Annotated in this window: 21 protein-coding genes and 1 pseudogene; 12 read left to right on the forward strand and 10 right to left on the reverse strand. The window is 72.8% G+C overall.

Annotated features, from left to right (window positions below):
* Nucleotides 1-34 precede the first annotated feature (34 nt).
* Nucleotides 35-1,006 (forward strand): hypothetical protein, encoded by a 972-nt coding sequence (locus ACQUFX_RS27200; RefSeq protein ID WP_428963063.1) that lies wholly within the window; start codon nt 35-37, stop codon nt 1,004-1,006.
* A gap of 11 nt (nt 1,007-1,017) precedes the next feature.
* Here the strand turns inward: ACQUFX_RS27200 and ACQUFX_RS27205 are convergent, their stop codons facing one another.
* Nucleotides 1,018-1,413, reverse strand: a complete 396-nt coding sequence (locus ACQUFX_RS27205; RefSeq protein ID WP_428963064.1) for a winged helix-turn-helix transcriptional regulator — start codon at nt 1,411-1,413, stop codon at nt 1,018-1,020.
* 65 nt (nt 1,414-1,478) lie between these two features.
* On the opposite strand from ACQUFX_RS27205, the gene ACQUFX_RS27210 reads away from it, so the two are divergent.
* The 3 genes from ACQUFX_RS27210 to ACQUFX_RS27220 all read left to right on the forward strand — a co-directional run bounded on the left by ACQUFX_RS27210 (nt 1,479) and on the right by ACQUFX_RS27220 (nt 4,051).
* Nucleotides 1,479-2,843 (forward strand): FAD-binding oxidoreductase, encoded by a 1,365-nt coding sequence (locus ACQUFX_RS27210; protein WP_428963065.1) that lies wholly within the window; start codon nt 1,479-1,481, stop codon nt 2,841-2,843.
* Nucleotides 2,844-2,917: 74 nt separating this feature from the next.
* Nucleotides 2,918-3,592 (forward strand): FMN-dependent NADH-azoreductase, encoded by a 675-nt coding sequence (locus ACQUFX_RS27215; RefSeq protein WP_428963066.1) that lies wholly within the window; start codon nt 2,918-2,920, stop codon nt 3,590-3,592.
* A gap of 231 nt (nt 3,593-3,823) precedes the next feature.
* On the forward strand, nt 3,824-4,051 hold the full coding sequence (locus tag ACQUFX_RS27220; protein ID WP_428963067.1) for a hypothetical protein: 228 nt from the start codon (nt 3,824-3,826) through the stop codon (nt 4,049-4,051).
* Nucleotides 4,052-4,255: 204 nt separating this feature from the next.
* Here ACQUFX_RS27220 and ACQUFX_RS27225 read toward each other — a convergent pair whose 3' ends face one another.
* Entirely contained in the window at nt 4,256-5,002 is a 747-nt protein-coding gene (locus tag ACQUFX_RS27225) for a pentapeptide repeat-containing protein (protein WP_428963068.1), read from the reverse strand.
* A gap of 150 nt (nt 5,003-5,152) precedes the next feature.
* Nucleotides 5,153-5,734 (reverse strand): TetR/AcrR family transcriptional regulator, encoded by a 582-nt coding sequence (locus ACQUFX_RS27230; RefSeq protein WP_428963069.1) that lies wholly within the window; start codon nt 5,732-5,734, stop codon nt 5,153-5,155.
* 65 nt (nt 5,735-5,799) lie between these two features.
* On the opposite strand from ACQUFX_RS27230, the gene ACQUFX_RS27235 reads away from it, so the two are divergent.
* On the forward strand, nt 5,800-6,810 hold the full coding sequence (locus ACQUFX_RS27235; protein WP_428963070.1) for a hypothetical protein: 1,011 nt from the start codon (nt 5,800-5,802) through the stop codon (nt 6,808-6,810).
* A gap of 5 nt (nt 6,811-6,815) precedes the next feature.
* Here the strand turns inward: ACQUFX_RS27235 and ACQUFX_RS27240 are convergent, their stop codons facing one another.
* The 3 genes from ACQUFX_RS27240 to ACQUFX_RS27250 all read right to left on the reverse strand — a co-directional run bounded on the left by ACQUFX_RS27240 (nt 6,816) and on the right by ACQUFX_RS27250 (nt 10,535).
* Nucleotides 6,816-7,691: an alpha/beta fold hydrolase gene (locus ACQUFX_RS27240; protein WP_428963071.1), complete on the reverse strand. Its 876-nt coding sequence runs from the start codon at nt 7,689-7,691 to the stop codon at nt 6,816-6,818.
* A gap of 178 nt (nt 7,692-7,869) precedes the next feature.
* Nucleotides 7,870-9,837 (reverse strand): AfsR/SARP family transcriptional regulator, encoded by a 1,968-nt coding sequence (locus tag ACQUFX_RS27245; RefSeq protein ID WP_428963072.1) that lies wholly within the window; start codon nt 9,835-9,837, stop codon nt 7,870-7,872.
* Between the two features lie 317 nt (nt 9,838-10,154).
* On the reverse strand, nt 10,155-10,535 hold the full coding sequence (locus ACQUFX_RS27250; protein ID WP_428963073.1) for a winged helix-turn-helix transcriptional regulator: 381 nt from the start codon (nt 10,533-10,535) through the stop codon (nt 10,155-10,157).
* A 107-nt stretch (nt 10,536-10,642) separates the two neighbouring features.
* Here ACQUFX_RS27250 and ACQUFX_RS27255 point away from each other — a divergent pair, with 107 nt between their 5' ends.
* The 4 genes and pseudogenes from ACQUFX_RS27255 to ACQUFX_RS27270 all read left to right on the forward strand — a co-directional run.
* Nucleotides 10,643-11,035 (forward strand): VOC family protein, encoded by a 393-nt coding sequence (locus ACQUFX_RS27255; protein WP_428963074.1) that lies wholly within the window; start codon nt 10,643-10,645, stop codon nt 11,033-11,035.
* A gap of 142 nt (nt 11,036-11,177) precedes the next feature.
* Nucleotides 11,178-14,111 carry a M48 family metalloprotease gene (locus ACQUFX_RS27260; protein ID WP_428963075.1) on the forward strand — a complete coding sequence of 978 codons (2,934 nt, stop codon included), beginning with the start codon at nt 11,178-11,180 and terminating at the stop codon, nt 14,109-14,111.
* Nucleotides 14,112-14,361: 250 nt separating this feature from the next.
* Nucleotides 14,362-14,982: a YdeI/OmpD-associated family protein gene (locus ACQUFX_RS27265; RefSeq protein ID WP_428963076.1), complete on the forward strand. Its 621-nt coding sequence runs from the start codon at nt 14,362-14,364 to the stop codon at nt 14,980-14,982.
* An 858-nt stretch (nt 14,983-15,840) separates the two neighbouring features.
* A pseudogene (locus ACQUFX_RS27270) lies at nt 15,841-17,160 on the forward strand (cellulose-binding protein); the annotation flags it as partial.
* Nucleotides 17,161-17,281: 121 nt separating this feature from the next.
* On the opposite strand, the gene ACQUFX_RS27275 reads toward ACQUFX_RS27270, so the two are convergent.
* Together ACQUFX_RS27275 and ACQUFX_RS27280 are read right to left on the reverse strand one after the other, a co-directional pair.
* The gene (locus ACQUFX_RS27275) at nt 17,282-19,879 is read right to left on the reverse strand and encodes a tetratricopeptide repeat protein (protein ID WP_428963077.1); all 2,598 of its coding nucleotides are present in this window, start codon (nt 19,877-19,879) and stop codon (nt 17,282-17,284) included.
* A gap of 38 nt (nt 19,880-19,917) precedes the next feature.
* A complete protein-coding gene (locus ACQUFX_RS27280) occupies nt 19,918-20,310 on the reverse strand; it encodes a hypothetical protein (protein ID WP_428963078.1) in 393 nt (130 codons plus the stop codon).
* 332 nt (nt 20,311-20,642) lie between these two features.
* On the opposite strand from ACQUFX_RS27280, the gene ACQUFX_RS27285 reads away from it, so the two are divergent.
* Both ACQUFX_RS27285 and ACQUFX_RS27290 read left to right on the forward strand, forming a co-directional pair.
* Nucleotides 20,643-21,635 (forward strand): GlxA family transcriptional regulator, encoded by a 993-nt coding sequence (locus ACQUFX_RS27285; RefSeq protein WP_428963080.1) that lies wholly within the window; start codon nt 20,643-20,645, stop codon nt 21,633-21,635.
* The gene (locus ACQUFX_RS27290; RefSeq protein ID WP_428963081.1) at nt 21,628-22,485 is read left to right on the forward strand and encodes a DJ-1/PfpI family protein; all 858 of its coding nucleotides are present in this window, start codon (nt 21,628-21,630) and stop codon (nt 22,483-22,485) included. The genes ACQUFX_RS27285 and ACQUFX_RS27290 overlap by 8 nt, the downstream gene beginning before the upstream one ends.
* A gap of 65 nt (nt 22,486-22,550) precedes the next feature.
* Here ACQUFX_RS27290 and ACQUFX_RS27295 read toward each other — a convergent pair whose 3' ends face one another.
* On the reverse strand, nt 22,551-23,867 hold the full coding sequence (locus tag ACQUFX_RS27295) for a hemolysin family protein (RefSeq protein ID WP_428963082.1): 1,317 nt from the start codon (nt 23,865-23,867) through the stop codon (nt 22,551-22,553).
* A 210-nt stretch (nt 23,868-24,077) separates the two neighbouring features.
* Between ACQUFX_RS27295 and ACQUFX_RS27300 the strand changes: the two genes are divergently transcribed.
* Entirely contained in the window at nt 24,078-25,193 is a 1,116-nt protein-coding gene (locus tag ACQUFX_RS27300) for a PQQ-dependent sugar dehydrogenase (RefSeq protein WP_428963083.1), read from the forward strand.
* A gap of 75 nt (nt 25,194-25,268) precedes the next feature.
* On the opposite strand, the gene ACQUFX_RS27305 is transcribed toward ACQUFX_RS27300, so the two are convergent.
* On the reverse strand, nt 25,269-25,835 hold the full coding sequence (locus ACQUFX_RS27305; RefSeq protein WP_428963084.1) for a TetR/AcrR family transcriptional regulator: 567 nt from the start codon (nt 25,833-25,835) through the stop codon (nt 25,269-25,271).
* Between the last annotated feature and the right edge of the window lie 39 nt (nt 25,836-25,874).

Below are 25,874 nucleotides of genomic sequence, written 5' to 3' on the forward strand. Positions count from 1 at the left end.
GGTGCTACCGGAGGGCGAACGCAGGAGCCTGATCGTGGCGGCCGTGATCACCGTGGTGGCGATGGTGGCGGGCCTGACCGTGTGGTTCGTCGAGCGGGCAACGGAGACGGGGACCACCCCGGAAGGCCTACCCCGTTCGGCACCCCGCCGCTTCGACCCCGGCCAGCAACTGTTCCACCTCGAGTTTCTGCCCGGCTCCCTCCGGCACGCCGTCTACGAGACCGAGCCCGACATGCACATCATCCAGTTGAGCGGACCACGTGATGGCGCCCCGGCCACGAAGGAGGACAGCGCCTACTCCAGCGACCGCGACTGGCGGATCGAGATCCTGATGGCCGCGCGCCACGTCGACGTGCACCGTTACGACCGGGAGTACGACGAGGAGGCCGGCTTTAGGGTCCCGGGTGACGAGGTCGCGCCGGTGCGCGGTCGTCCCGCCTTCCAGAACGAGGGTGGGGTGCTGTCCTGGGAGTACGCGCCGAAGGCGTGGATGCGGATCACGGTGAACGGCGTCGACCAGCACGAGGAGACCCTTCGGCGGGTGACCGAGGGCATCCGCTGGGAGAAGACACCACTGGCTCTGCCGTTCGAGGCGGTGGGGCTGCCCGACGACGCGGAACTCAGCGGTGCCCGGCTGGAATGGGCCAAGAAGGGACCGATGAGGTCCTCCGCCCAGTATCTGCTGGGGTGGAACGAGCGCGGAAGGCCCGACATCGTGGTCGGTCTCAGCACCGAGAGCGTGGCCAGCGGCAGGAACAACGCCACCGACGACGTCACCGTGTCCGGCCGGGCCGCCACCGCGATCGACTGGCGGAGCAAGAGCGCCCCGGGGCTCTACCGGGTGGGGCAGCTCCCCGGCGGGTGCGCCACGTGCGTGGTGGAGGTGGGCATCGAAAGTCGCCGGGCCCACGAGGCGGTGGGAGGCAGGGACGACGTGCTGAAGCTGGCGGCCTCGGTCCGGCTGGTGGACGGGTACGAGGACCGCGCCCGGTGGCGCCCCCGGTAGTCGGCGCGCAGCTACCGGGAGACGCGGCCGGGAGTGGTCGGCTCGTCGTCGGCGGCCTTGTCCTCCCAGCGTTGGGCGTAGCGTGCGATGGGCTGGAGGGCGCGGAGGAGTTCGACGCCGCGTTCGGTGAGGCGGTAGCGGACGCTGACGGGCATCGTGGGTTCGACGATGCGGTCGACGAGGCCCGCGTTTTCGAGGTCCCGGAGCCGGACGGTGAGCATGCGCCCGGAGAGTCCCTGGACCCGGTGTTCGATCTCGGTGAAGCGTTCCGCGCCCAGGCCGAGGGCGAGGAGGATGCCGCTGGCCCAGCGTCTGCCGACGATCTCCATGACCCCGGCGAGACGTCGGCACTCGTCGTCGTCGATGTGGAGCGGGGGGCGGGTCGGGCCGGTTCCACGGGTACTCACTTACTAAAAGTAAGTAGGTTACGTGGTGTTTGTCAACGACGATGCGTGCCCAGGATGCTGAGTGCATGCCCGATCACCTGCACCCGTTCCGGGGCGACCCGATCCCCGAGGCCCTGACCCGGCGGGTGCTGTTCCCCGGCGACCGGGGCTACCCCCGCTACACCTCCGGGTACTTCCGGGGGGCGCGGCCCGGTGTGGTCGTGCGTCCCGAGTCGGTCGCGGAGGTGCAGGAGGCGGTGCGGTTCGCCGCCCGGCACCGGGGCGTTCCGCTGGGGCTGCTCAGCGGCGGGCACGGCCTCTCCGGCAGGTCCCTGAACGACGACGGGATCGTCATCGCGCTGGACGCGCTGAACGAGATCACCGTCAGCGACGGGAACCGGGTGCGGGTGGGACCCGGCGCCCGCTGGGGTGAGGTCGCCAAGGCCCTCGCTCCACACCACCTGGCGATCACCGCCGGTGACCACGGCGGGGTCGGGGTCGGCGGGCTGGCCACGACGGCGGGGATCGGCTGGTTCGCGCGCAAGCGGGGGCTCACCATCGACCACCTGCGGTCGGTGGACGTGGTCACCGCCGACGGTGAGCTGGTGCACGCGAGCGCCGAGGAGAACAGCGACCTCCTCTGGGCCGTACGCGGAGCCGGGGCGAACTTCGGCGTCGTCGTCTCCTTCGAGTTCGAGGCGCACCCCGTGTCCGAGCGGGTCGGCTTCGCGATGCTCGTGTACGTCCCCGACGACGTCGCCGCGTTCCTGCACGCCTGGGGGACGACGATCGAGAACGCGGACCCGACCGTGACCGGCACGCTGATGACCGGCCCGTCCCGCCCCGGGTCGCCGACCCTGGTGCAGGCGCTGATCGTGGTGGACGAGGACGACCCGGACACCGTCGTCGACCGCCTCCAACCCTTCGCGGCGCTGGCGCCGATGGCGAACCAGCCGGTGCGGATGGTGCCGTACGCGGCTCTCCTCGACCTCCCCGCCGGGGGCGAACAGCAGCACGGACGGGGCGAACCCCGGGGCCACGCCGGACTCGTCCGGCACCTGTCCCCGGACGTCGCGCGGGGCCTGGCGGACCTGCTCGCCTCCCGGTCGTCGTTCGTCCTGAGCATCCGGTCCGCCGGCGGGGCCGTCGCCGACCAGCCCGCCGACTCCGCCGCGTACGGATGGCGGGAGGCGAACTTCCTGATCGCGATGCTCGGCGGCGGCACCGCCGATGTCGAGCAGCGCTGGGCGGACCTGGTCCCCCGCTTCGAGGGCCTGTACCTCAGCTTCGAGACCGACACCGGCCCCGACGTCCTCGCCCGGGCGTTCCCGGCCGGGCACCTGCGACGCCTGCGTGCGCTCAAGGCGACCTGGGACCCGACCGGCCTGTTCCGCGACAACTTCTTCATCGCCCCCGACGGCGACCCGGCCGACCTCGTCGCGCAGCGCTGAGGGCCGGACCGCGGCGCTCCGCCGCTGGCCGCCGCACCCCTCACCACCACGATCGAAACAATCCTGGAGGCATCATGTCCCTGCTCCGTGTCGACGCGTCCATCCGCGCCGAGGGCTCCACGAGTCGCGCCCTCGCCGACATCGTCGAAGGTCAGTGGCTCGACACCGCCACGGACCCGACGACCGTCCGCCGCGAGATCGGCACCACCCCGCTGCCCAGCGAGGCCTGGGCGGCGGCGTTGGCCGCGTCGGCCACACCCGGCCCGGACCGTACGCCGGGCCAGCAGAGCGCGCTGGATCTCGCGGGCGCGTTGGTCGACGAGCTTGCCGTGGCCGACGCGTACCTGTTCGCGGTGCCGCTGTACAACTTCGGGGTCTCGCAGCACTTCAAGACGTACGTCGACCTGGTCGTCGCCGACGCGCGGATGTCGCCCGAGCGCACACCGGTGACCTCCGGCAAGCCGGGGGTGCTGGTGACCGTCCAGGGCGGCAACTACTCGCCCGGCACCCCGAAAGAAGGGTGGGACCACGCGACCGCGTGGATGCGGCGGATCCTCGAAGACGTGTGGCGGATCGATCTGGAGGTGGTGACCCGCGAGTTCACCCTCGTCGGCGTCAACCCTGCGCTGGACAACTTCACCGAGCTGGCCACAGAGATCAGGGCGAACGCGGAGCAGCACGCCCAACGGCACGGTCGCGCCCTCGCCTCCCGCCAGCTCACTGCCCGCGCGGAGGCCGCGATCCGCTAGCAGCGGTTCCCGACGTCGATATCAAAACATAGACGGCCGACAGTGAATCTGGGAAGATTTCAGGGCTACGAAGATGGGTGCACAGTGATCGAAAGGGATGCCGTGCTGCGTCGAATCATCACCGTTCTCGCTCTGAGTGCCGTATCACTGCTCATCGCCCCGGCGGCAACTCCCGCCCACGCTAATCCGGTCCCGCAGGAAACCGTTCTGAATGGGAATTCCGCGCGCGGGGTGCTCAGCCTCGACGGGACCTGGGCCTGCTCCGTGCCGAGCGGTTACACCTGGGACCAGGTGGAGCCCACCGGCACCTGCGGATCGCTCTCGTACCGCTACCGGCTGCGGACCCCGGTCAACGGTCTCTGGGCCTGCGCGATCCCGTTCGGCTGGACGTACGACTCGATCCGGGCGACAAGTGTCTGTGGCACGACCGGCCCGTACCAGTACCGCCTGCTGGGCTGACCGCCCCGGTCCGGGACGAAAAGTCTCCGCTTGTCGAAAGCACTGATTTCCCGTGTTGTGCCGTCGACGGAACCTGCGCTGATGCCGAAGCCTTCTGGTAGCGGGGGTATGCCCGCAGGCGTCAGTCACACGGCGCGGGCCGGGCCACCCCCTCGGGTAACCGCGTGCGGTCGTCGGTCGTGGCGCAGGTCAGGATCGCGTCGGTCAGGTCCGCGCCGTCAGATCCGCGCCGGTGAGGTTCGCGTCGGTCAGGATCGCGCGGGCCAGCTTCGTGTTGTGCAGAATCGCGCGGTGCAGGTTCGCGTCGCTCAGGCTCGTACCGGTCAGGCTCGCTTCGATCAGGGCCGCGCCGGCCAGCTCCGTGCCGGACAGGGTCGCGCCGTTCAGGTTCGCGTACGCCAAATTCGCGCGGGCCAGGTTGATGTCGGAGAGGTCGAGACGGCGGATAGGCAGGGTCTCGTTTCCGATGATGCCGTCGCGGGTGACGTCGCGGCGGCCCAGCACGGTCACGACGGCCTGGATGTCGACCGGTGGGCTGGGGATCGACGAGGTCGGAGCAGTGATCCGCTCGGGCGCGGGGGCGTGGACCCGGAGGAAGGCGGCGAGGATGTCGATCACGGCAGGCTGGTCCACGGCGGAGTCGCGCATGATGCGCTCCAAGGCGTAGATCGCACCCAGCCGTACGTCCACCTTCTCCGCGCCGGGCTGGCCGAGCTGCTCCACCGCCTTGGTGAACCGGTCGGTGATCTGCCCCTGAGCGGTGAGGCGGTGCTGCTCGCGGTTGGCCTCGCTGGTCTCACGGTTGGCCTCGTTGGTGATGTACAGGCCGACGGCCACGAACAACACCGACAGGATGCTGCCGATGGCCACCAGGCGCTGCCACGGGTCAGGCGTGACGTCGATCGGCCCCACCTCCAGCCGAGCCGCCGGTGGTCGCGCGGAACGCTGCACCCGCAGCCCGTCCGGGTGCTGGCCTGCAGCTCTCCACCGCCGTCTCGAAGCCGGCACACGTCGACGGTTCTCAGTACCCGGCTGGTCACGGAACGGCATGTGTCCATTACAGCCGACCACGACCAATGAGAAGAGCCCACGGTCACGTGCTCAGGCGCGACCGCGTACGAGCGGCAGGAAGACTTCGTCGACGATCTCGATCAGTACCTCGTCGGGAACCGAGGGGATGCCGCGCATCGCGTACTCGGCGCGGAGCAGCATCATCGGCATGCTCGCGACGCGCGGATGGACAGCCCTCGGCGGCGCCTCCCCGCGCGCCACGGCGCGTTCGAGCATGGTCAGCCAGGCGCGGTCCATGGTGTCCACGCCTGACCGTTCGCGCATGAGGTCGAGCAACGTCGGGTCGTCCGCCGCAGCCGCCAGCAGGCCGCGCAGGACCACTCCGTGCGGCGAGGACCACGTCTGGTTCGCCTGCCGCAGCATCTCGAGCGCGTCACCCCGCAGGGTGCCCGTGTCGGGGTTCGGCATCGTGGCGTCGGAGAGATGGCGGTACGCCGCGATGCCCAGTGCCGCCCGGTGCGGCCACCGGCGGTAGATGGCGTTCTTGTTGGTCCCGGCCCGGGCGGCGACCCGGTCCATGGTCATCCCCGCGTACCCGGACTCGCGTAGTTCCTCCGCCGCCGCGTGCAGGATCGCCCGCTCCAGTTCTTCGCCCCGCCGTCTCGTGGCCATGGCTTGCAGGGTACTGGGCGTACCTTATAAGGTACGTTGCGTACCTTATTGATGAGGGGAACTCGATGCGCCTCTTCGGCATGAACTACGACACCGGCTTCGTGAGCGCCGGGTCCACGACCCACGAGCCGTTCGACCGCGAGACCGTGCGGCGCGACCTGCGGGTCATCCGTGAGGAGTTGTACTGCGACGCGGTGCGCATCACCGGCGGCGTCCAGGACCGGCTGGAACTGACCGCAGGGTTCGCCGCCGAGGTCGGGCTCGAGGCGTGGTACTGCCCGTTCACCAACGGTCTCGACCGCGAGGCGCTCACGGCGTTCGTGCTCGACGGCGCCGAGCGGGCCGAGCGGCTTCGGCGCAGCGGAGCCTCGGTCGTGTACCTCACGGGCTCCGAGATCTCCCTGTTCACCGACGGTTTCCTGCCCGGCCGTGACCTGGTCGAGCGCATGGCCCTGTTCACCGATCCGCTGCGGATGCGGGAGGCGGTCCCGGTCGCACGCGCCGCGGTGCGCGACTTCCTCGCCGAGGTGGTGCCTGCGGTGCGGGAGCGGTTCGGCGGCCTCATCGGCTACGCCTCGATCCCGCTGGAGGACGTCGACTGGGCGACCTACGACATCATCGCCAGCGACGCCGGCTACCGTGACGCGACCAACGCCGGAGCGTTCCCGCAGAGCCTGGCGGCAGCGGTGGGGCAGGGCAAGCCGTACGCCGTGACCGAGTTCGGCTGCTGCACGTTCCGCGGTGCGGCCGACGTCGCGGGCGGGGCGGAGCCGGTGACCTACGACGAGCACGGCCGCGCCGCGACGCTCACCCCGGGGCTGGAACGTGACGAGGAGGGGCAGGCCCGCTACGTCCTGGACCTGCTGCGCGACTACGAGGCCGGCGGGGTGGAGGCGGCGTTCGTGTACACGTTCGCGAACCGGCACCTACCGACGACCGGCGACCCGGAACGCGACTACGACCTGGCCGCACGCGGGATCGTGCGGGTGTTGCCGGACGGCTCATGGACGCCGAAGGCCGCCTTCCACGCCCTCGCCGAGTACGGCCGCGCCCGCGCCCGGACCCGCGCGGCGTAGTCCGCTCACGTGTTGTCGAGCACGAACGCCCGCATGAGCTGGGCGCACTCGGCCGCGTGCGTCTCCAGCAGGAAGTGCCCGCCGTCGTAGAGGTGCGCGTCCATCCGGTCGAGGGCGCGGTGGTAGGCGAGGACCTCGTCCACGTCGAAGTACGCGTCCCGGCGTCCCCACAGCACGAGCGCCGGCGGCTGGTGCGCCCGGTGGTACCCGGCGATCTCCTCGAACCGGGCGACGTGACTGGCGTAGTCGCCGAACAGCGCGAACTGCGCGTCGACGTTGCCGGGTCGGCGCATGCGCTCCCAGTCGAGGTGCCACGACTCGGGCGGGTGCAGCGTGCGCAGGTGCTCGGGCAGCCCGGCGAGGTACTGGTCACGGGTGCCGGCGAAGGTCAACCAGTCCGGCAGCTCGGCGCGCCTGTCGTCGGTCGGGTCGGCCCAGTACGCCCTGGCGCTGTCCCACTGCCCGCCGAGGCCCTCCTCGTGCGCGTTGCCGCTCTGCACGACGAGACCACGGATGCGATCCGGGGCGCGGGTGGCCAGGTGGTACCCCACCGGAGCGCCGAAGTCGTGCAGGTAGACGAAGAAGCGCGCGACGCCGAGCTGGTCGAGGAAAGTGTCGACCGCCCGGGAGAGGTTCTCGAAGGTGTAGTCGTACGTGTCGACGGTCGGCGACGAGGACATGCCGAAGCCGGGAAGATCAGGCGCGAGCACGTACGCGACGTCGGCCAGGGTCGGCATGACCTCCCGGAACGTGTGCGACGAGCTCGGGAACCCGTGCAGCAGCAGGACCGCCGGCCGGTCGGGACGCCCGGCCTCGCGGTAGAACACCTCCAGGCCGTCGACGTCGGCCTGCCGATGGCGGACCTTCTGGATCGCCTGCACCGTGTCCTCCTTCCCCGTCCGGTGGCGCGGGTCGTCCGCCCGACGGCACCGAGGGCGCGGACCAGCTCACCCGACCCGTCCATCGTGCCGGACCCGGACCTCCGGTAGTCGCCGCCGTGGCCGATCCGTACCCGCAGGTGTGGCAGCTCGCCGGTGCCCCGGGAAACGGTGGCGGTGATCAGGTGCGGGCGTCGAGGGCGGCGGCGAGACGGTCGAGGTGGTGCGCGACGGGGCCGACGGTGAGCATGCCGCTGCCGGCCCCGGCCAGCTCGTGCGCGGCCGGCGCGAGTGCGGCCCGGGCGCGGCGGACCACCGGCCGGTCGTCCACCGCGATCGCGGCGTGGCCGGTGAGGCACCACAGCGCCTCGAACAGCAGGTCACGCGGCGGTTCCGGGGCCCGGCGCAACGCGGCGGCGGCGTCGGCGGGGCGCTCGCGGGCCAGCAGGACGAGCGGACGCGCCCAGGGCAGGTAGGGACCCCAGTCGGTGTCGTCGTCGAAACGGGCCGGCCGGCCGTGCCAGACGCGCAGGCACAACAGGGCCAGCGGAAGGAGCCCCCGCTCGACCCCGGGCATGCCGGCACCGGACAACCGCGCCGCCGCGTCACGGTAGGCGGCCTCCGCGGCCGGCGGTGACGCCCCGGTCGCGGCCAGCCGCAGCGCGCGGTACCACCCGGTGAAGACCCCCACGAGCGGCAGCTCGTGCCGCCCGGCGAGCTGGTCCGCGACGGCGGCGTGCGCGTCCGCGCCCGCGAAGTCGGCGAGCGCGCCGCGGGCCTGGACGCGGACCAGGCGGCCGAGGATCTCGTACGTCACCAGGCCGTGCCGGGCGGCGAGCGCGACGAGCTCGGCACCGACCCCGTCCCGCTCGACAGCGAGCCCGGCCCGCTGGAACGTCTGCATGAACACGCCGTTCAGGGCGAACGCCAGCAGGGCCGGGTCGCCGAGCCGCCGCGCGATCCGCTCCGCCTCCCGGGCCGCCTCCGGCCCCCGCGCCCCGCCCGTGCCACGTGACTCCGCCGCGACGGTGGCCAGCAGCCGGGCCCGGATGGCGTCCGGCGCGTCGGGACCCAGGGCGGCCAGGGCCCCCTCGGCCGCCGCCACGACCCGCGCCGCCTGCTCCGGATCGTCCGAGCGGGTCCAGATCGCGGGTACGTCGTAGCTGCCGATCACCCGCGCGGTGAGGTCGGGGTTGCCGAGCTGCTCGGCCGCGTCGATGGCGGCGACCCGCTGGTCCCGCGCCACCTCCAGCCCGCTCCCCCCGGTCACCGCGAGACTGCGCAGCAGCCCGACCGTCGACTCCAGCCGCGCCCGCGCGCCGGACACCACCGTCCGGTCGTACGCCGCCGCGGCCTGCGCCCAGACCCGGTCCGGGCCTGCGGGAGCGGGACCGCCCACCGGGTCGGCCTGCCGGAGGATGTCGGTCTCCAGATCACGCAGCCGTGGCCCCGGATCGACACCGAGCTGGTCGAGGAGCAGCCCACGGGCCCGACGCAGCACCGCCAGCGCGTCCCCCTGCCGTTGCGTCCGGTACAGCGCCAGCGCCAGCAGCCGCCACGCCTCCTCCCGCCACGGATGCTCGGCCACGTGGGCGTCGAGATCGGGCACCACCTCCGCCGCACGCCCGAGAGCCAGCCGGGCCCCGGCCCGGCTCTCGACCGCGTTCAGCCGTAGCTGTTCGAGTCGGGAGCGCTCGGCCCGCGCCCACCGCTCGTCGTCGAAGTCGGCGTACGCGGGCCCGCGCCACCAGCCCAACGCCCGGTCCAGGCGGTCGAGCGCCTCGTGAGGCGGCGCGGTGGACGCGGCGGCGACGGTGTCCTCGAACCGCCAGGCGTCGACGGCGTCCGACGCGGCCCGGAGCGCGTAGCCCGGCCCCTCGGTGACCAACAACCGCGCCGGCTCCCGGGGTGGGCGGTGCGGCTCCAGCGCACGCCGCAACGCCGCCACGAACGTGCGTACCGCGCTCGTCGCGCCCGGCGGCGGGTCCGCCCACAGATCGTCGACCAGGCGGCTGACCAGGACGACCCGGCCCCGCGCGACGAGCAGCCGGGCCAGTACCGCGCGGTGTCTCGGCCCCTTCACGTCGATCGGCGTGCCGTCGCCGTCCCAGGCGACGACCGGCCCGAGGACCCCGAACCCGACCCGCACCGCACCACCCTCCGTTCCTGGTGGTCAACGTATCGCGCTCATCAGTTGCCCATCCGCCAGCGGCACGCTGAACGAGCCGCCCCCCGGAGCCTGTCCGACGGGGCCACCTGGCGCACCGCACCACCTCCGCCGGGCACTTCATGGCCGAGGAGGCACCGGACGACATCAGCACGGTGCTGCGTTCCCTGCTCGCCCGGTAGCGCGCCGCCATGCCGTGACCAGCCGGAAAAGCTGATCAGGACCCGCAGAACTGTGCACCCTCTTCGGCCACCCGGGGCGAGCGCGCCCACCTGTCACCCACCTACCTGGGGCGGGCGTCACGCCTGCTCGAACCGGCGGCGTGCGGCCAGCACCTCGTCCAGGTGGCGGCGGCTCCACCCGCAGAAGCCGTTGATCGTGTCGTGCAACTCCCGACCGGCGGGGGTGAGCCGGTACTCGGTGCGCGGCGGCACGGTGGGATGGAGCGTCCGGTCGACCACCCCGTTCCGCTCCAACTCGCGCAGAGTCGCGGTGAGCAGCCGGTGGCTGATGCCGGCGACCTGCCGGTGCAGTTCGCCGAAGCGGCGGGTGTCGGTGCCGATGGCGTCGATGACCGGCACCGCCCACTTGGTACCGACCACGCCGAACACCTCGCGAGCCACCAGGTGCACCTGCGCCACCTCTGCCGCCGTCGGCGTGCCGGGCAACGGCTCGTCCACTCGCCGTGCCTCCCTCGCCTGCGCCTCTTACCAAAAGGTGCGTACTTACCCCAACCGTGGTCATCGCCGTACGGTCTGGTCGGCAATCTCAACGTACAGGAGTGGACATGACCGTCCTGAAGACGTACGCCCGGCTCTGGGTGGACGACCTCGACGCCTCGCTGCCGTCGCTGCGGACCCTGGTCGGCGCGGAGCCGGACCTGCGGTTCGCATTCGACGCGATCGAGTTGGCCGCGATCGGCGACTTCCTCGTGATCGCCGGCCCACCCGGGGAGAGGGCCCGCTACGGACACGCCTCCGCCACCGTGATCGTCGACGACCTGGACGCCGTCGTCGCCGGGCTGACCGCCGCGGGCGGCGAGATCACCACGCCGGAGGCGACCAGCCCGACCGGCCGCTACCTGTACGCCCGGCACGCCGGTGGGGCGGAGGTCGAGTACGTCGAGGGGGTGCCGGAGCGGGTGGAGCGGATCATCGGCCCCCGGGCTGTCCGGCGTTGAGGACGCTCCCCGCGTCGGCGGGCGCACCCGCCGTGCTGCGGCTGACCACAGGAAAGCCCAACTATCGTATCGATGACTGACATGCCCCTGTCCCTGCTGCGACAGTGGCCTCCCGCCTGTTGTCTCGGGGGAGGGGTAGGCCGTGCCTGGTGCCGGCCGGCAGCTCGCCGCCACGACGCTGCGTTTCGTCCTGCTGTTGACCCTGCTGCTGGTCGCCAGCGTGTGGATGGCGCGGTTCACGATGGCGAATCTCGGGTTGCTCCGGCCGGCCGGCGTCACCTGCGACGGCATGATCCCGACAGACAACCGGCGGCAGATCACCTACGACCCGACGAAGTGCGTCGAGTGGCAGGCCGTCACCCCGCCGTGGTGGGTGCTCCCGGCGGCCTCCCTGCTGCTGCTCGCTGCCGCCGCGGTGATGTTCGCGGTGCTGCCCCGATGGCAGGCCCGGCGCGGGCGGATGCTGCCGCTGGCCGTCGTCGACCGGGACGGGCAGGCCGGTCGGATGATCGCGGAGCTGGTGGCGCAGACCGGGCTGCGGCGGGTGCCGACGGTGCTGGTCGACCCCACCGCGATGTCGGCCAGCGCGGTGGTGTTCGGCCGGACCGGTCGCCCCCGGCTCTGTCTGCACGGTGGGCTCCTGGTCCGGCTGCGCACCGACCCGCATGCCGTCCGCGCGGTCCTCCTGCACGAGCTGGCGCACATCGACAACCGGGACGTGACGCTGACCTACGCGACGGTCACGCTGTGGCGGTCCTTCATCGTGGTGGCGCTCGCGCCGTTCGTGGCCACCCACCTGCACCTGGTCGTCAGTTCTCCCTTCCACCCCGGCGCGGTGCCGACGCACCGCAACCTGCTGGCAGCGGCCCTGTTGGTGACGCTGGTCTACCTGTCGCGTGCGGATCTGCTGCGGACCCGGGAGTTCCACGCCGACCTGGCGGCGGCACGGTGGGGTGCGGATCTGCGCGGTTGGCCGGCGCCGCCTCCGGTGCCGACCGGCCGGGGTCGGCGGCTGTGGGCCGGTCTCGGTGGGCTGTGGCGGACCCACCCCGACTGGGCGTCGCGCCGCCGGGTGCTGGCCGATCCGGACCTGCTGTCCCGGATCCCGGCGCTGGCGATGTTCCTCACCGGTGCCGTGCTGATCCTGGCCGACGCCCAACTGTTCTGGATCGACCCCGCGGCGCTCGCCTCGGCGGTCGAACCGACGCTCGCCGTGGCGGCCGAACCCACGCTCGCCGTGGCGGTCGCGGTGGCGTTGCTGGTCACCGGCGTGATCTCCAGCCTGGTCTGGCAGGCGGTGGAGTCGGCCCGGCGGACGGGTCACGGTGGTCCCGAGGGCCTGCGCGCCGGGTGGTGGCTGGGGCTGGGCATGCTGGTTGCCGAGTTCGTGTCCGGCCGGGTCGCGATCTGGGAGTGGCTGCCCCAGCAGCCCGTGCTGCTGGTCCTGCTGCTCCTCGCCGGCACCACGCTGACCTGGTGGATCACCCAGTGCTGCCACCTGTGGGCGTCGGCATGGCCGGGACGGTCCCTGCGCCCGGCGCGGTGGGTCGTGTTCGTCACGGGCTTCGTCGCGATCGTGGGCTGGATGACGTGGTGGCGCTTGCAGGGCATCGTGCTGGCGCACGGCGTACCCCTCCTGCGCGACCAGTTCGCGCTGGTCGTCGCGCCGGGCGGCCTCGACGCCGGGCAGTTGCTGCCGCACGAGACGGTGCTGCCGGCCTACCTCACGATGACGTGGCTGACGACGATGATGGTGCTGCATGCCGCGCCGCTCAGCCAGATCGCGGTCGCGGCCTCGTGGGCCTTCCCGCTCGCCGCCTGGCTGGTCCGACCCCGGCCGGCACCGAGCCCCGGTCCGGCTTCCGATCCTGGCGCGGGTACGGAGGCAGCCGGCCCGCCGGTACCCGTCGTGCCGCCACCGCCGCTGCCCCGACTCCGGCGGCTGGTGCTGCCCGCCCTCGTCGGCACCCTGCTGTGCTGGGCCGCGGTCGCGACGGTGATGGCGCTCATGCGACTCGCCCTCCCGGTGACCGAGATCCGGGCCCGCACCTTCGTCACCGCCTACCAGGGCTGGGTCACCTTCGCCCTGCTGGGCGCGGTGGCGCTGAGCGCCCTCGTCGCCAGTACGATCGCCGGCCGCCACCACCTCGTCGCGGCGGTCGTCGCGGGTCACCTGACCATGCTCGGCGGCACGGTGGGCGTGCTCGTGCTCGTCGCCATCGACGGCTGCGTGGGGTCACTGACCCTCTTCCACGCCTCCTGCGGCTGGCAGCCCGGGCAGGCGTGGACAGCGTGGCGTGCGCTGCTCGACGAGATCCTGGTGGCGGCGCTGGTCACGACGATCTCGACCGCAGGGCTCGTCGCCGGCACGCGGGCCGTCACCGCCCGGTGGCGACGGGGCCGCCCGGCCACCGTGGACGTGCCGGGGCGGGCGCGGATGGTGGCGCGGCGGGCGGTCGTCACGGTGGCCGTCTCGACGGCACTGGCGCTGACGATCGCGTACGAGGCGACCGCACCGGCCGTCGAGGGCACCACCGCCCGACCCGGACCGAGCAGCAGTCACCCGCCTGCCGGCGGTGCCCAACCCACCGACGGTGCCCCGCCCGCCGACGGTGTCGCGCCCACGGCCGAACCGACCGGTTCCCCGAGTTCGCCCCGGTTGAAGGCCGTCGAGGTGTCGGCCTGGATCGGCCGGGGCGGCGGCAGCGTGACAACCCGGTTCCACACCGTGTACGGCACGTTCGCCGTCGCCATCGGTGACCTGAAAGCGCAGAAGCCGAGCGCGAACGGCAAGGTCGAGGTGGACGAGGCACGGATCCGACCGCTGTGCGCGACCATCGAGGCGATCGCCCAGGACGCCGCCCGCCTCGCAGCCGTCCCCGACGAGCCGGCGCAGGCCCGCTGGGAGGCCTTCGTCGACCACGTCGCGCGGGCGGGCCGGGGCTGCTCGCGCGCCTTCGAGATCGGGGACAGCCAGCCGTTCATCGCCGCGATCAACGATCTGCAACTCGCGCACACACACCTGACAGCGGTCACCGAGCGGATCGCGGAGATCCACAAGGCCGGCGAGGGCTGACCGGCCGTGTGCCTCCGGCACCCGTCGCCGGACCGGCGGCCGCGAGCGGTGCCGCACAGCACCCGGTGGGCCCAGCGCGTACCGGTGCGCATCGCCTCGATCCGGCGGGCGGCTCGTCGTCGACGGCGCCCACCTCGACGCCGAGGAGACCTTCCACCACAACCTGACCACCATCCTGGACGGCATCACCAGCCGGCCCGGGTGAGCCGGCGGGCAGCGGCTGCGGCCACGGCCGCAGTAACCTGCCGTCATGGCGGGCGTCGAGCTGAATGAGTTGATCGTTGCGGACGCCGACGCGCTGCGCGGCTGGCTGTCGGCCCACCACGCCACGTCGCCCGGCGTGTGGCTCGCCCTGACCAGGAAGGGCGGCACGGTCACGACTCTGACCTGGCAGCAGGCGGTCGACGAGGCCCTCTGCTTCGGCTGGATCGACGGGCAGGCCCGTAAGGGGGATCAGGACATCTCCTGGATCCGGTTCACCCCTCGTCGGCCGCGCAGTTCCTGGTCACAACGCAACGTCGGCCACGTGGCCCGGCTGGAGGCGCAGGGGCGGATGCTGCCCCCGGGCCGCGCCGCCGTGGCGGCCGCCCAGGCGGACGGGCGGTGGGCAGCCGCCTACGCCCCGCCGTCGGAGGCCGAGGTGCCGGCCGACCTGCTCGCCGCCATCGCCGCCGTCCCCGCCGCCCAGGCCATGTTCGACGTGCTCACCAAGACCAACCGGTTCGCTCTCATCCACCGTCTCAACGCCGTCAAGCGGGCGCAGACCCGGGAGCGGAAGATCGGCGAGTTCGTCGCCATGCTGGCCCGCCACGAGACGATCTTCCCGCAGAAGGCCATGCCGGCGACCTCGCCCTCCGGCGAGCCCCGGTGACGACACCGCGTCGACCAGCCCGGATGCCGGCCGCCCGCGAGCGGGTGCCCGGCTCGCCGGCGGCGTCACGGAGGGTGACCAGTCGCCCGGCGTGATCCCGTCGGGTTGATATACCTGAGAGGCATAATTATACCCACTCGGTATGTCGCTCGTTCGCGTCATGTCGCCCATGGTGGTGTGCCGTCGTCGCCGCCCCCTCCGCCAGCCGGGGCGGTCGGCGGATGCGCGCCACCGGGGCCGCGCCACGTCCCCTTCCTCGCCAGGGTTGGGCCGGGCCTGCGCGATCCAGACCGGTGCCGAGGCGACGTGCGATCTCCGGCCGGCGACGCGGCTGCAACAAAACTGCACGTGTCCAGCACTTGTGGCGGGGCAAGCGCTTTCCTAGCCTGGGTATTACATCGATGTTTCGCTCCATGGACGGGCTGAAGACGGACACGTAGCCACACGGTGTCGGGCTGGAGAGGCAGTGCCCCCGCGCCGTACCCCCACCTGAGGAGTCCAACAGTGAGAACTGCAGTGCGACACAGGCTTCTTGCCGGCGGCACCGCCGTGGCCGCCGCAGCCGCGGTGGCTGCGGCGCTGCCGGTGGCCCACGCGTCGGGCGCGGCCGACGCCCCCGCCGCCGCGTCGGTCATCGCCAACGCGACCAACCTCAGTCTCGGGGCCGGCTCCGACGGCTCCAGCAAGGGTGGCGGCACCAGCTACGGCAACGTGCTCGACGGCAACATGAGCACCTACTGGTCACCGTCCGGCTCGACCGGCCGGATCTCGGTCAAGTGGGGTTCCGCCACCACGGTGGCCTCGGTCAACATCCGCGAGGCGGCCGGCGCGGTCGGGGTCGTGGGCTCCTGGCGACTGGTCAACAACGACACCGGGGCCACCCTGGCCAGCGGTACCGGGGCCGGGACCATCACCTTCGCCGCCACCTCGCTGCGCAAGATCAACTTCGAGATCGCCAGCGCGAGCGGCACGCCGAGGATCGCCGAGTTCGAGACGTACGCCTCGGGCACGACGACGCCGCCGACCACCCCGCCGCCGACGACCCCGCCGACCACGCCGCCACCGACCACGCCCCCGCCGACGACCCCGCCGCCGTCGGGCAACACCCTGTACGTGGCGCCGACCGGCACCGACGGCGCGGCCGGAACGCTGGCGAACCCGACGACGCTCACCTCGGCGATCACCCGGATCCCCGCCGGCGGGACGATCTTCCTGCGCGGCGGCACCTACCGCTACTCGCAGACCATCACCATCGCCCAGAACAACAACGGCACGTCGAGCGCCCGCAAGAACATCTTCGCGTACTCGGGTGAGACCCCGATCCTGAACTTCTCGGCGCAGAGCGAGGACCCGGCCAACCGCGGCCTCGCGATCGGCGGATCGTACTGGCACGTCCGGGGCATCACCGTCGAGCGGGCCGGGGACAACGGCATCCTGCTCGCCGGCAACAACAACATCATCGAGCGTGTGGTGACCCGCCACAACCGGGACTCGGGGCTCCAGCTCTCGCGGCTGATCGCCGACGCGCCCCGCGACCAGTGGCCCTCCAACAACCTCGTGGTCAGCACCGTGTCGCACGACAACGTCGACTCCGACGGTGAGGACGCCGACGGCTTCGCCCCGAAGCTCACCGTCGGCCCCGGCAACGTCTTCCGCTACACCGTGGCCCACAACAACATCGACGACGGCTACGACCTCTACACCAAGAGCGACACCGGGGCCATCGGCGCGGTGGTCGTCGAGCACTCCCTCGCCTACGGCAACGGCACCCTGAGCAACGGCGGTCAGGCCGGCAACGGTGACCGCAACGGCTTCAAGCTCGGTGGCGAGGACATCGCGGTGAACCACACCATCCGGGGCAACATCGCCTACGACAACGGCAAGCACGGGTTCACCTACAACCGGAACCCGGGCACGATGACGGTGTCGAACAACGCCAACATCGGCAACACCGAGCGCAACTTCAACTTCGACGGCGGCTCCTCGGTGTTCCGGAACAACACCTCCTGCGACAGCGGCTCCAACGACCGGATCGTCGGCAACGCCGACAGCTCGAACCAGTTCTGGTCCGGCACCAACGGCTCCCGGTGCTCCTCGTACTCCGGTGCCCTGGGCTGGTCCTTCGCCTCCGACGGTCGCCTCGTGGTGACCTTCGGCGGCCGGGTGGTCACCCCGTAACGCACACCGCCGATGCCGGCGTCACCCCGACGGTGACGCCGGCATCGCCGTACCGGCCGGCCGGCGCGACCTGACCGGGGCGGGCAGCCGCTCAGACCTCCCAGGAGAGGGCCGCACCGGGTCAGGGGCCGGGACGCGCGGCCGCCGCGCGCCACCTGGCTCGCTTGGCGCTGAAGATCGGCGTGTACGGGTGGTCCGGGCCGAGGACTCGCAGGGCGTCAGCAAGCAGCTCGTCGTAAGCCGAGGCGGCGCCCGCCGCGTCCCCGGCGAGACCACGCCAGTCGGCGAGCAGGGCACGAGCGACCAGGGTGTCCGGATGGTCCGGGCCGAACACCCGCAGCCGGTCGACGACCAGTTCCTCGTAGGCTGCCGCCGCTCCCGCCGCGTCGCCGACCCGGCCACGCCAGATGGCGAGCCGTTCCCGAACGGCCAGCGTGAGCCACTGGTCGGGGCCGAGCACCCGCAGGACGTCAGCGAGTAGCTCCTCGTGGGCCGACATCGCGCCCACGACGTCCCCGGCCTCACCGCGCCAGGCAGCGAGGTTGTTACGGGCGGAGAGCGTGTTCTGGTGGTCGGGGCCGAACACCCGGCGGACGTCGACGAGAAGCTCCCCGTAGGCTGCCGCCGCGCCTGCCGCGTCCCCGGCCCGCCCATGCCAGTTGGCGAGGCTGCCCCGAGTGGTCAGCGTGTTCGGATGGTCCGGGCCGAGCACTCGCAGGAGATCTCCGAGGAGTTCCTCGAAGGCTGACACGGCACCTGCCGCGTCCCCGGCCTCACCACGCCAGGTGGCGAGGGCTTGACGAGCGGCCAGGGTGTCCGGATGGTCCGGGCCGAGCACTCGCAGGAATTCTGTGCGGAGCTCCTCGAAGGTTGCCGCCGCGCCTGCCGCGTCCCCGGTCTCACCGATCCAGGCGGCCGTGTTGACGCGGATGGCCAGCATCAGCGGATCATCAGGGTCGAGCACGCGCAGGGCATCGGCGAGCAGTTCCTCGTGGGCCGAGAGGGCACCTGCCACATCCCCGGCCTCACCGCGTGAGCCGGCCAGGTTGAGGCGGATGGTCAGCGTGGTCGGATCGTCAGGGCCCCACACCCGCACGGCATCGGCGAGCAGCTCCTCGGACGTCGAGGCCACCCCCGCCGGATCCCCGGCGTAGGAGCGGAAGAAGGCGAGGTGGCCGCGGATCATCAGGGTGGTCGAATCATCCGGGCCCAGTACCCGCAGGGCGTCGGCGAGCAACTCGCCGAGGGCTGACACCGCACCCAGCTCGTCCCCGGCGCGACCGAGCCAGGCGGCGAGGTAGGCACGGGCGCTCAGGGTGTCCGGATGCTCAGCCCCGAGCTGCACGGTGGCGGTGTCGTACAGGGTCTGGAAGTAGCGGCCGGCGGCAAGGACCTGGCCCGTGCGGCCGAAACTGTGGCCGGCTTCGAACAGCACCGGGTGCCCGCCCCCAGCGGTGCTCCAGAGCAGTGACCCGGTGGTGGTGTGCAGAGCGATGGTGTTGTCGCGAAGGGCCTGTGCGTGTTCGCGATCGCGTTCGACCTCGGGCCAGACGGTGAGCAGTGCGGTGGCGACGGCGACAGCCCGTGCGGTGGCCTGCTCAAAGTCCACGGCCTCCTCGGATTCCCGGACGACGCGTTGGAGGAGCCGGTGCGCCCGGACAACGCCGGTGCCCTCGTCGAGGGTGGCGAGGCTGAGCCGGGCCAGGTTGTCCAGCGCGTCGGTGACGTCGTCGGCCTCGACCGGCTCACCGGTGCGGACAGCGAGGTGGTCCAGGACGGCGGGGGCGGTGAGCACCTCGGCGGGTATGCCGTTCGGGTCGAGCAGGGCAACGAGTTCCAGTACCGGACGGGTCAGTCCCGCAGGGGGAAGCGTGTCGACGCGTTCGATGGACAGTGACCAGGTCACCGCGACCGCGTGGGGATGGTCGTCGGGCAGGACGCCAGGAGCCAGCGCGCCCAACTGTCGACGCCGGTCGGCCAGGCGGCGGCGGTAGCCGGCGCAGGTCATGGCTCTGCGGTCGAGGATGTACGCGGCGGCCTGCGCCAGCGCCAACGGAAGGTGCCCGAGGTCGTCGGCGAGGTCGGCGGCCTGCTCCAGCCGGCCCGGCTCACCGCCGAGCTTCCCGGTGAGATAGTCCGTGGACTCCTCCGGCGTGAACACGTCGACGGTGATGTGCTGCCGGCCGGCGGTCAGGGCGCTGTCGACCCGGCGGGTGGTGACCACCGTCCGACCCGCCCCGCTTCGCGGCGGCCACAGGCCGCGCAGGTCGGTGGGGTCGTCGACGTCGTCGAGGACGACCAGCCACCGCCGGGTCGTGGTCGCCAGCCAGCCCAGGAACCGGGAGACCGCCTGCTCGGGGTCGGCGTCCTCCGCCCCGGTGACGTCGGTGGCCGCCTGGGCGTAGGCCGTCACCACCGCCGGTCGGGAGGTCGCCGACACCCACACCAGCAGGTCCACCTTCCCGGCGTGCCACAGCCGGTGCGCCAGCCCGGCGGCGAGCTGGGTCTTGCCGACTCCACCGAGACCGGTCACCACCTGACAGGCCCCACCACCGTCCCCGGCCGACGGGGCGTCGAGCATCCGATCGGCGGGGCGTTCCTGCCGGCGGTGCGCCTGCGGCGGCACCGCGCCGACCTGGTGCGGCCAGGACACCAGAGCACGGCCGTTGATCGTCACCGGCGCGTGGAAGACGCCGGCCGCACCCGAGTTGGCCGCCACCGCGACCGGCGGGTCGGTGGTACCGGAGACGGGCGACCCTACACCGTCCCCGGCGGGGCCGGGGGGACCGGCGGCCCCTGGTGGAACGTCACCGGCGCGTGGAACTGCCCCACCGCCCCGTAGTTGGTCGTCACCGTGTACGCCCCGGCCCGGGTCCCGGCCGGGTCCGCCTGCACGAGGACCGCCCGCGCCGCCGCCAGGATCTGCTCGTCGCTGTCCGCACCGGCAGCGCGCAGGTCAGCGCCGAGGCGGGCCTGCCACACCCCCGGCTCGGTCTCCCGCGCGTCCAGGGCCCGCACCGCCCGGTCCCGGCCGGACAGCCGCCTGGCCAGCAGCCCCTTCAACCCTCCGTAGGCGTCCTGCACCCCGCTGGTGACTCCCGCCGTCGCGGCGGCCGCCAACGCCGCCACGATCAACTCCACCCCGGTCATCACACCCGCCCTCCCACCACACGAACCACCATTGTGACAGCACGCAGCCATGCGATCACCTCGCGGCGCGGGCTGCCCGGCCTCCCGTCGCCGGGCGCGACCGGTCGACACGTCGTCGCCGTGCGTGCCCGTCACCGGTCCCGGCATCATGGACCGGCGACGTCCGCACCATCGAGGTGACGACCGCTGCCACGACGCCCCGACCCTCCTGTTCGAGGACCGGGACAGGGCGGGGGTCGTCCGGCGAAGGGCTACGGTTCCGGACGACCATGGCCGGATCCGTGGGCTGGCCGTCGTTGTCCGGGACCGGAGCATCCTTCGATACTCGCTGCATGAGAGCTTCACCGTCGCACGCTGACGGCGTTCGGGACGTGGTCATCGCGGCCGGCGACGGCGCGGTGCTGCTGGACGTCGCCGGGCCGTTGCAGGTCTTCGCCCTCGCGGCGAAGTGCGGTGGCGGCTACCGCGTCCGACTGGCCTCGCCCGACGGCCGGCCGGTCCACACCCGGGAAGGGGTACCGCTCGGCGTCGACACCGCCCTGGACGCGGTGACCGGCCCGGTGCACATCCTGCTGGTCGCCGGCTGCGACCCCACACCGGACAGTCCCGCGTTGGCATCGCTCGCCCAGGCGGTACGCCGACTGCGGGAGCGGTGCACGGTGCTGGCGTCGGTCTGCATCGGCGCGTTCGTGCTGGCCGAGGCCGGCCTGCTCGACGGCCGGCGGGCGACCACCCACTGGGCCTCCTGCCGGGAGTTGGCCGACCGGTACCCGCAGGTCACCGTCAAGTCCGACGGCATGTACGTGCGCGACGGCGACGTGTACACCGCCGCCGGGGTCACCGCCGGCATCGACCTCGCCCTGGCCCTGGTGGAACGCGACCGGGGCGGGACGCTCGCCCGTCAGGTCGCCCAGTGGCTGGTGGTCTTCCTGCAACGGCCGGCCGGCCAGTCGCAACTGTCGGTACGCGGCCAGGTCCGGTCGTCACGTCGAGGGGCGCTGCGGGCGGTGCTCGACGCGGTCGCCGCGCAGCCGCACGCGGACCACTCACTGGAGGCGATGGCCGGCCGTGCCGCGCTGAGCCCGCGCCACCTGTCCCGTCTGTTCATCGAGGTGCTGGGCACCACGCCCGGCCAGTACGTCCAGCGGATCCGTGTCGAGGCGGCCCAGCAGCTCCTCGAAGCCGGCGACGACCCCGTCGAGGTCGTGGCCAGGCAGTGCGGCTTCCGCAACGTCGAAACCATGCGGAAGGCCTTCCACCGGATCGTGGGGATGGCCCCGACCGCCTACCGCCACCAGTCGCAGAAAGGTGTTACCCATGCCTGACCACCCGAACCGGCGACAGTTGCTGACCATCGGGGCCGCGCTCGCCGCGACCGGCCTCACCGTGGGCGCCGCCGGCCCGGCAACGGCCCACCGCCGGTCACCGGCGGGCGCGGCCCACCGCAGGCCGGCGGTGGGCGCGGCCCACCGCAGGCCGGCGGTGGGCGGCGAGGAGCCGCTCGACATCGCCTTCCTGGTCTTCGACGGGCTCGTCCCCCTCGACCTGGTGGGCCCGCTGAGCGTCCTCGGCGCCACCGGCCGCGCGGGCGGGCCACCGGCCCGGCTGCACTTCGTCGGCCCGGACCTGACGCCGATCCCCGGTGGCGGCGGCAGCGGCATGCAGTGGGTGCCGACCGCCACCTACGACACCCTTCCCCGACCCGACGTGCTCGTCGTGCCCGGACCGGGCCAGCCGAGCATCCTCATGCAGGAGCCGCGCATCCTGGACTACATCCGCGCCGCGCACCAACACACCCGCATCACCTTCGGCATCTGCACCGGCGTGCTGCTCATGGCCGCCGCAGGGATCCTGCGTGGCCGCTCGGCGACCACCTACTGGGCGTTCGCCGACGAACTGCCCCTGTCCGGCGCGCGGTTCAAGCGGCACCGCTGGGTCGTCGACGGGCGGATCGTCACCAGCGCCGGCGTCAGCGCCGGCATGGACGCCGCCCTGGTGGTGGCCGCGCGCCTGTGGGGCGAGCGGGCCGCCGGCCGGGGGCAGGCCTTCCTGGAGTACGACCCCGAACCGCCGTTCGACTACGGCCGGGTCGAGAACCTGCCGGACGCGGACGAGGACCACCTCTGGAGCCTGTTCCAGTCGGAACGCGAGCGGGTCCGCGACGTCCTCTCCTGAGGACCGAACCAGCCCCACCGGGAACGTCAGCGTGCCCCCGCCCGGCTGCCGGCGGGACGACCGGGCTACGAGGTCGGGGCGTCGTCCCCGGCCTCGGGCCCGTCGTCGCCGGTGGGCCTGGGGCGCAGGCGTACGCGGGTGATGGCCTGCCCGGTCACCTCCGCGACCTCGGCGGTCAGGCCCGGCAACTCGACCACCCCGCCGGGTGCCTTCGGGATGTGCCCCAGGCGGTCCAACAGCAGACCCGCCACGGTCGTGTAGTCGCTGTCCTCGATGATGTCCTCGTCGAGGTCGACGCCGACGTCGGGCAGGTCGTGCAGGGGGAACCCGCCGGGCAGCAGGAGCGCTCCGTCCGGCTCCCGGACCACGGACTGCACGTCCCGGTCGGTCTCGTCGTAGATCTCGCCGACGATCTCCTCGACCAGGTCCTCCATGGTGACGATGCCGTCGATGGAGCCGCGCTCGTCCACCACCAGCGCGAACTGCTGCCGCTGCGCGCGCAGCTCCCGGATCGCCTCGGTCACCTTCAACGTCTCCGGCAGGTACACCGCCGGGCTGGCGTGCGTGGCGACCGGTCCGTCCCGGTCGAGCAGGTCGCGCAGGTGTACCACGCCGAGGGTGTCGTCCAGGCCGCTGCGACCCACCACCGGCGCGCGGGTCTGCCCCGACGCGCCCAACTCCCGCAGCGCCTGCGGCGCGGCCAGCGACGCCGACAGGGTCACCACGTCCCGGCGCGGCACCAGGATCTCCCGCAGGGTCCGCTCGGCGACCTCGAACGCCCCCGAGATGATCATCCGGTGTTCCTGGGTGAGGGTGCGCTGCGCGGCGACCATGTCCCGCAGTTCCTCGGTGGTGACCTCCTCCCGCCGGGCGCGCGGATCACCACCGGTCAGCCGTACCACGGCGTCGCTCGCCTTGCCCAGCAGCCACACCACCGGCCGGGAGACCGCCGACAGCGCGTCCAGCGGTCGGGCGACCAGCAGCGCCCAGCCCTCCGCACGCTGCATCGCGATGCGCTTGGGCGCCAGCTCACCGAAGACCAGGGTGACGAAGGTCAACAGGATCGTCACGAGCACGATCGCGGCCGGCTCGGCCGCCGACCCCAGGAACCCCAGCGGCCCCACGAGCGGTGCCGCGAGCGAGACCGCCGCAGCCGCCGAGGCCAGGAACCCGGCCAGCGTGATACCGATCTGGATCGTGGCCAGGAAGCGGTTCGGGTCGCGGGCCAACCTCGCCAGCACCCGTCCGGCCCGGGAGCGCCGTTCGAGGCGCTGCAACTGGCTCTCCCGCAGCGACACCAACGCCATCTCGCTGCCCGCGAACACCGCGTTCACCAGCACCAACACGAACACGAGCGTGACCTGCACGCCATAGCCGCCCACGGCTGGTTCGACGCCTCCTTCCGCCCGGACCATCCGGAACATCAACCGTAGCTTCCGCTGTTTCGCCCGGGGCGGGACCGGCGGGAACGCGGCACCGGCGGTTGACGTCCACCACCCTCGCGGTCGCGACCGGCGACATCCGCGCAACCTGTGCTTTTCTCGATAGGGCGGACCGAGGTGATCAACCGAGGACGACGGCGGAGGAGACGAATGCGGACGCGACGATGGGCGGGACCGGCACTGGCCCTCCTGCTGGCAGCCGGGGTCGCCGGGTGCGGCACCGGGAACGAGGACGAGGCGGGCCCGGGCACGGCACCGCTGGCGACGAGTACGGCGAGCAGTTCGCCCGCCGGGGCGCCCGACCTCGGCGCGGGGGAGGAAGTGGCACGCGGCCTCGACGTACCGTGGGGTCTGGCGTTCCTGCCCGACGGCGACGCCCTGGTCGCCGAGCGGGACTCCGGTCGGATCCTGCGGGTGGCCGCCGGCGGTGGCGCCCCGCAGCAGGTCGCCGAGGTGGCCGGGGTGGCCGCGGCCGGTGAGGGCGGGCTGCTCGGCCTCGCCGTCTCGCCGGAGTTCGCCACCGACGACCTGGTCTACGCCTACTTCACCGCGGCCGACGACAACCGGATCGTGCGGTTCCGGCTCGGCGGCGGTACGCCCGAGGTGGTCTTCTCGGGCATCGCCAAGGCGACCTACCACAACGGCGGGCGCATCGCGTTCGGCCCCGACGGCATGCTGTACGTCGGCACCGGTGACGCCGGTGACACCTCCAGCTCACAGGACCCGGCGAGCCCGGCCGGCAAGATCCTGCGGCTCACCCCGGACGGCGACCCGGCACCCGGCAACCCCACCGCCGGCTCCCCGGTCTACAGCCTGGGCCACCGCAACGTGCAGGGCCTGGCCTGGGACGCCGACGGCCGGCTCTTCGCCACGGAGTTCGGGCAGAACGACGTCGACGAGGTCAACCTGATCGAGCCGGGCCGCAACTACGGCTGGCCCGAGGTCGAGGGCGAGGGCGACACGGCGGGTGGCCGCTACACCAACCCGCTGGTCACCTGGCCCACCCGCGAGGCCTCCCCGTCCGGCCTGGCCATCACCGCCGGTACCGCCTACGTCGCCGCGCTGCGCGGTGAACGGCTGTGGGTCGTGCCGCTCGACGGTGACCGGCTCGGCGAGCCGTCCGCCCAGCTCACCGACGCGTACGGGCGGCTGCGCACGGTGCAGGTGGCCCCGGACGGCGCGCTCTGGGTGACCACCTCCAACACCGACGGCCGGGGCGACCTCCGCGACGGTGACGACCGCGTCCTGCGGTTCCCGGCCCGGTGACCCGGCCGTGACCGGTGGGTCCGGCGGCGGCTGCGCCCCCGTGAGGTGACAGGGACGGCGCCGGGCGGGCGCCGCTCAGGTCGCCGGGCGGCGGAGGCCAGCGAGGAGAAGGGTGACGACGCCGTCCGCGTCGTCCCGGTGGGTCGGATGGTCGTAGGCCGCGCAGATGCCGTGCAGGGCCATCATGACGGCGCCGGCCCCCACGTCGTCGCGGACGGTCCCGGTCCTGGCGTCGGCCAGGAGATCGGCGACGACCTGGTGCAGGGCCTGGCCACCCTCGGCCAGCGCGCCCGAGCGGGTGGCCATGAGCGTCGCGAGGGTACGGGCGAGGCCCTCGTGGGAGTGCAGGTGGTCGACGAAGCCACGGAGGAACGCCTCCAGCGCCTCGTCGGCGGGGAGGGTGGCGCGCAGTTCGCGGGCGCGGTCGCACATCGCGGTGATCTCTTCGCGGTAGACCGCCTCGGCCAGGGCCTCCCGGGTGGGGAAGTGACGGTAGAGGGTGCCGGTGCCCACGCCGGCCAGCTTGGCGAAGTCGTCGAAGCGCAGGTTGAAGCAGCCGTCGGCGAAGAGCTCGCGGGCCTTGGCGATCAGGGCGTCACGGTTGCGGCGGGCGTCGGCGCGCAGTGGCTTGGCATCGGTCACGGGGGGCCTCGCATTGACAAGTGGAGACTGTCTCCATAT

Source organism: Micromonospora fluostatini (genome assembly GCF_050410825.1).
Taxonomy (GTDB): Bacteria; Actinomycetota; Actinomycetes; order Mycobacteriales; family Micromonosporaceae; genus Micromonospora; species Micromonospora rosaria.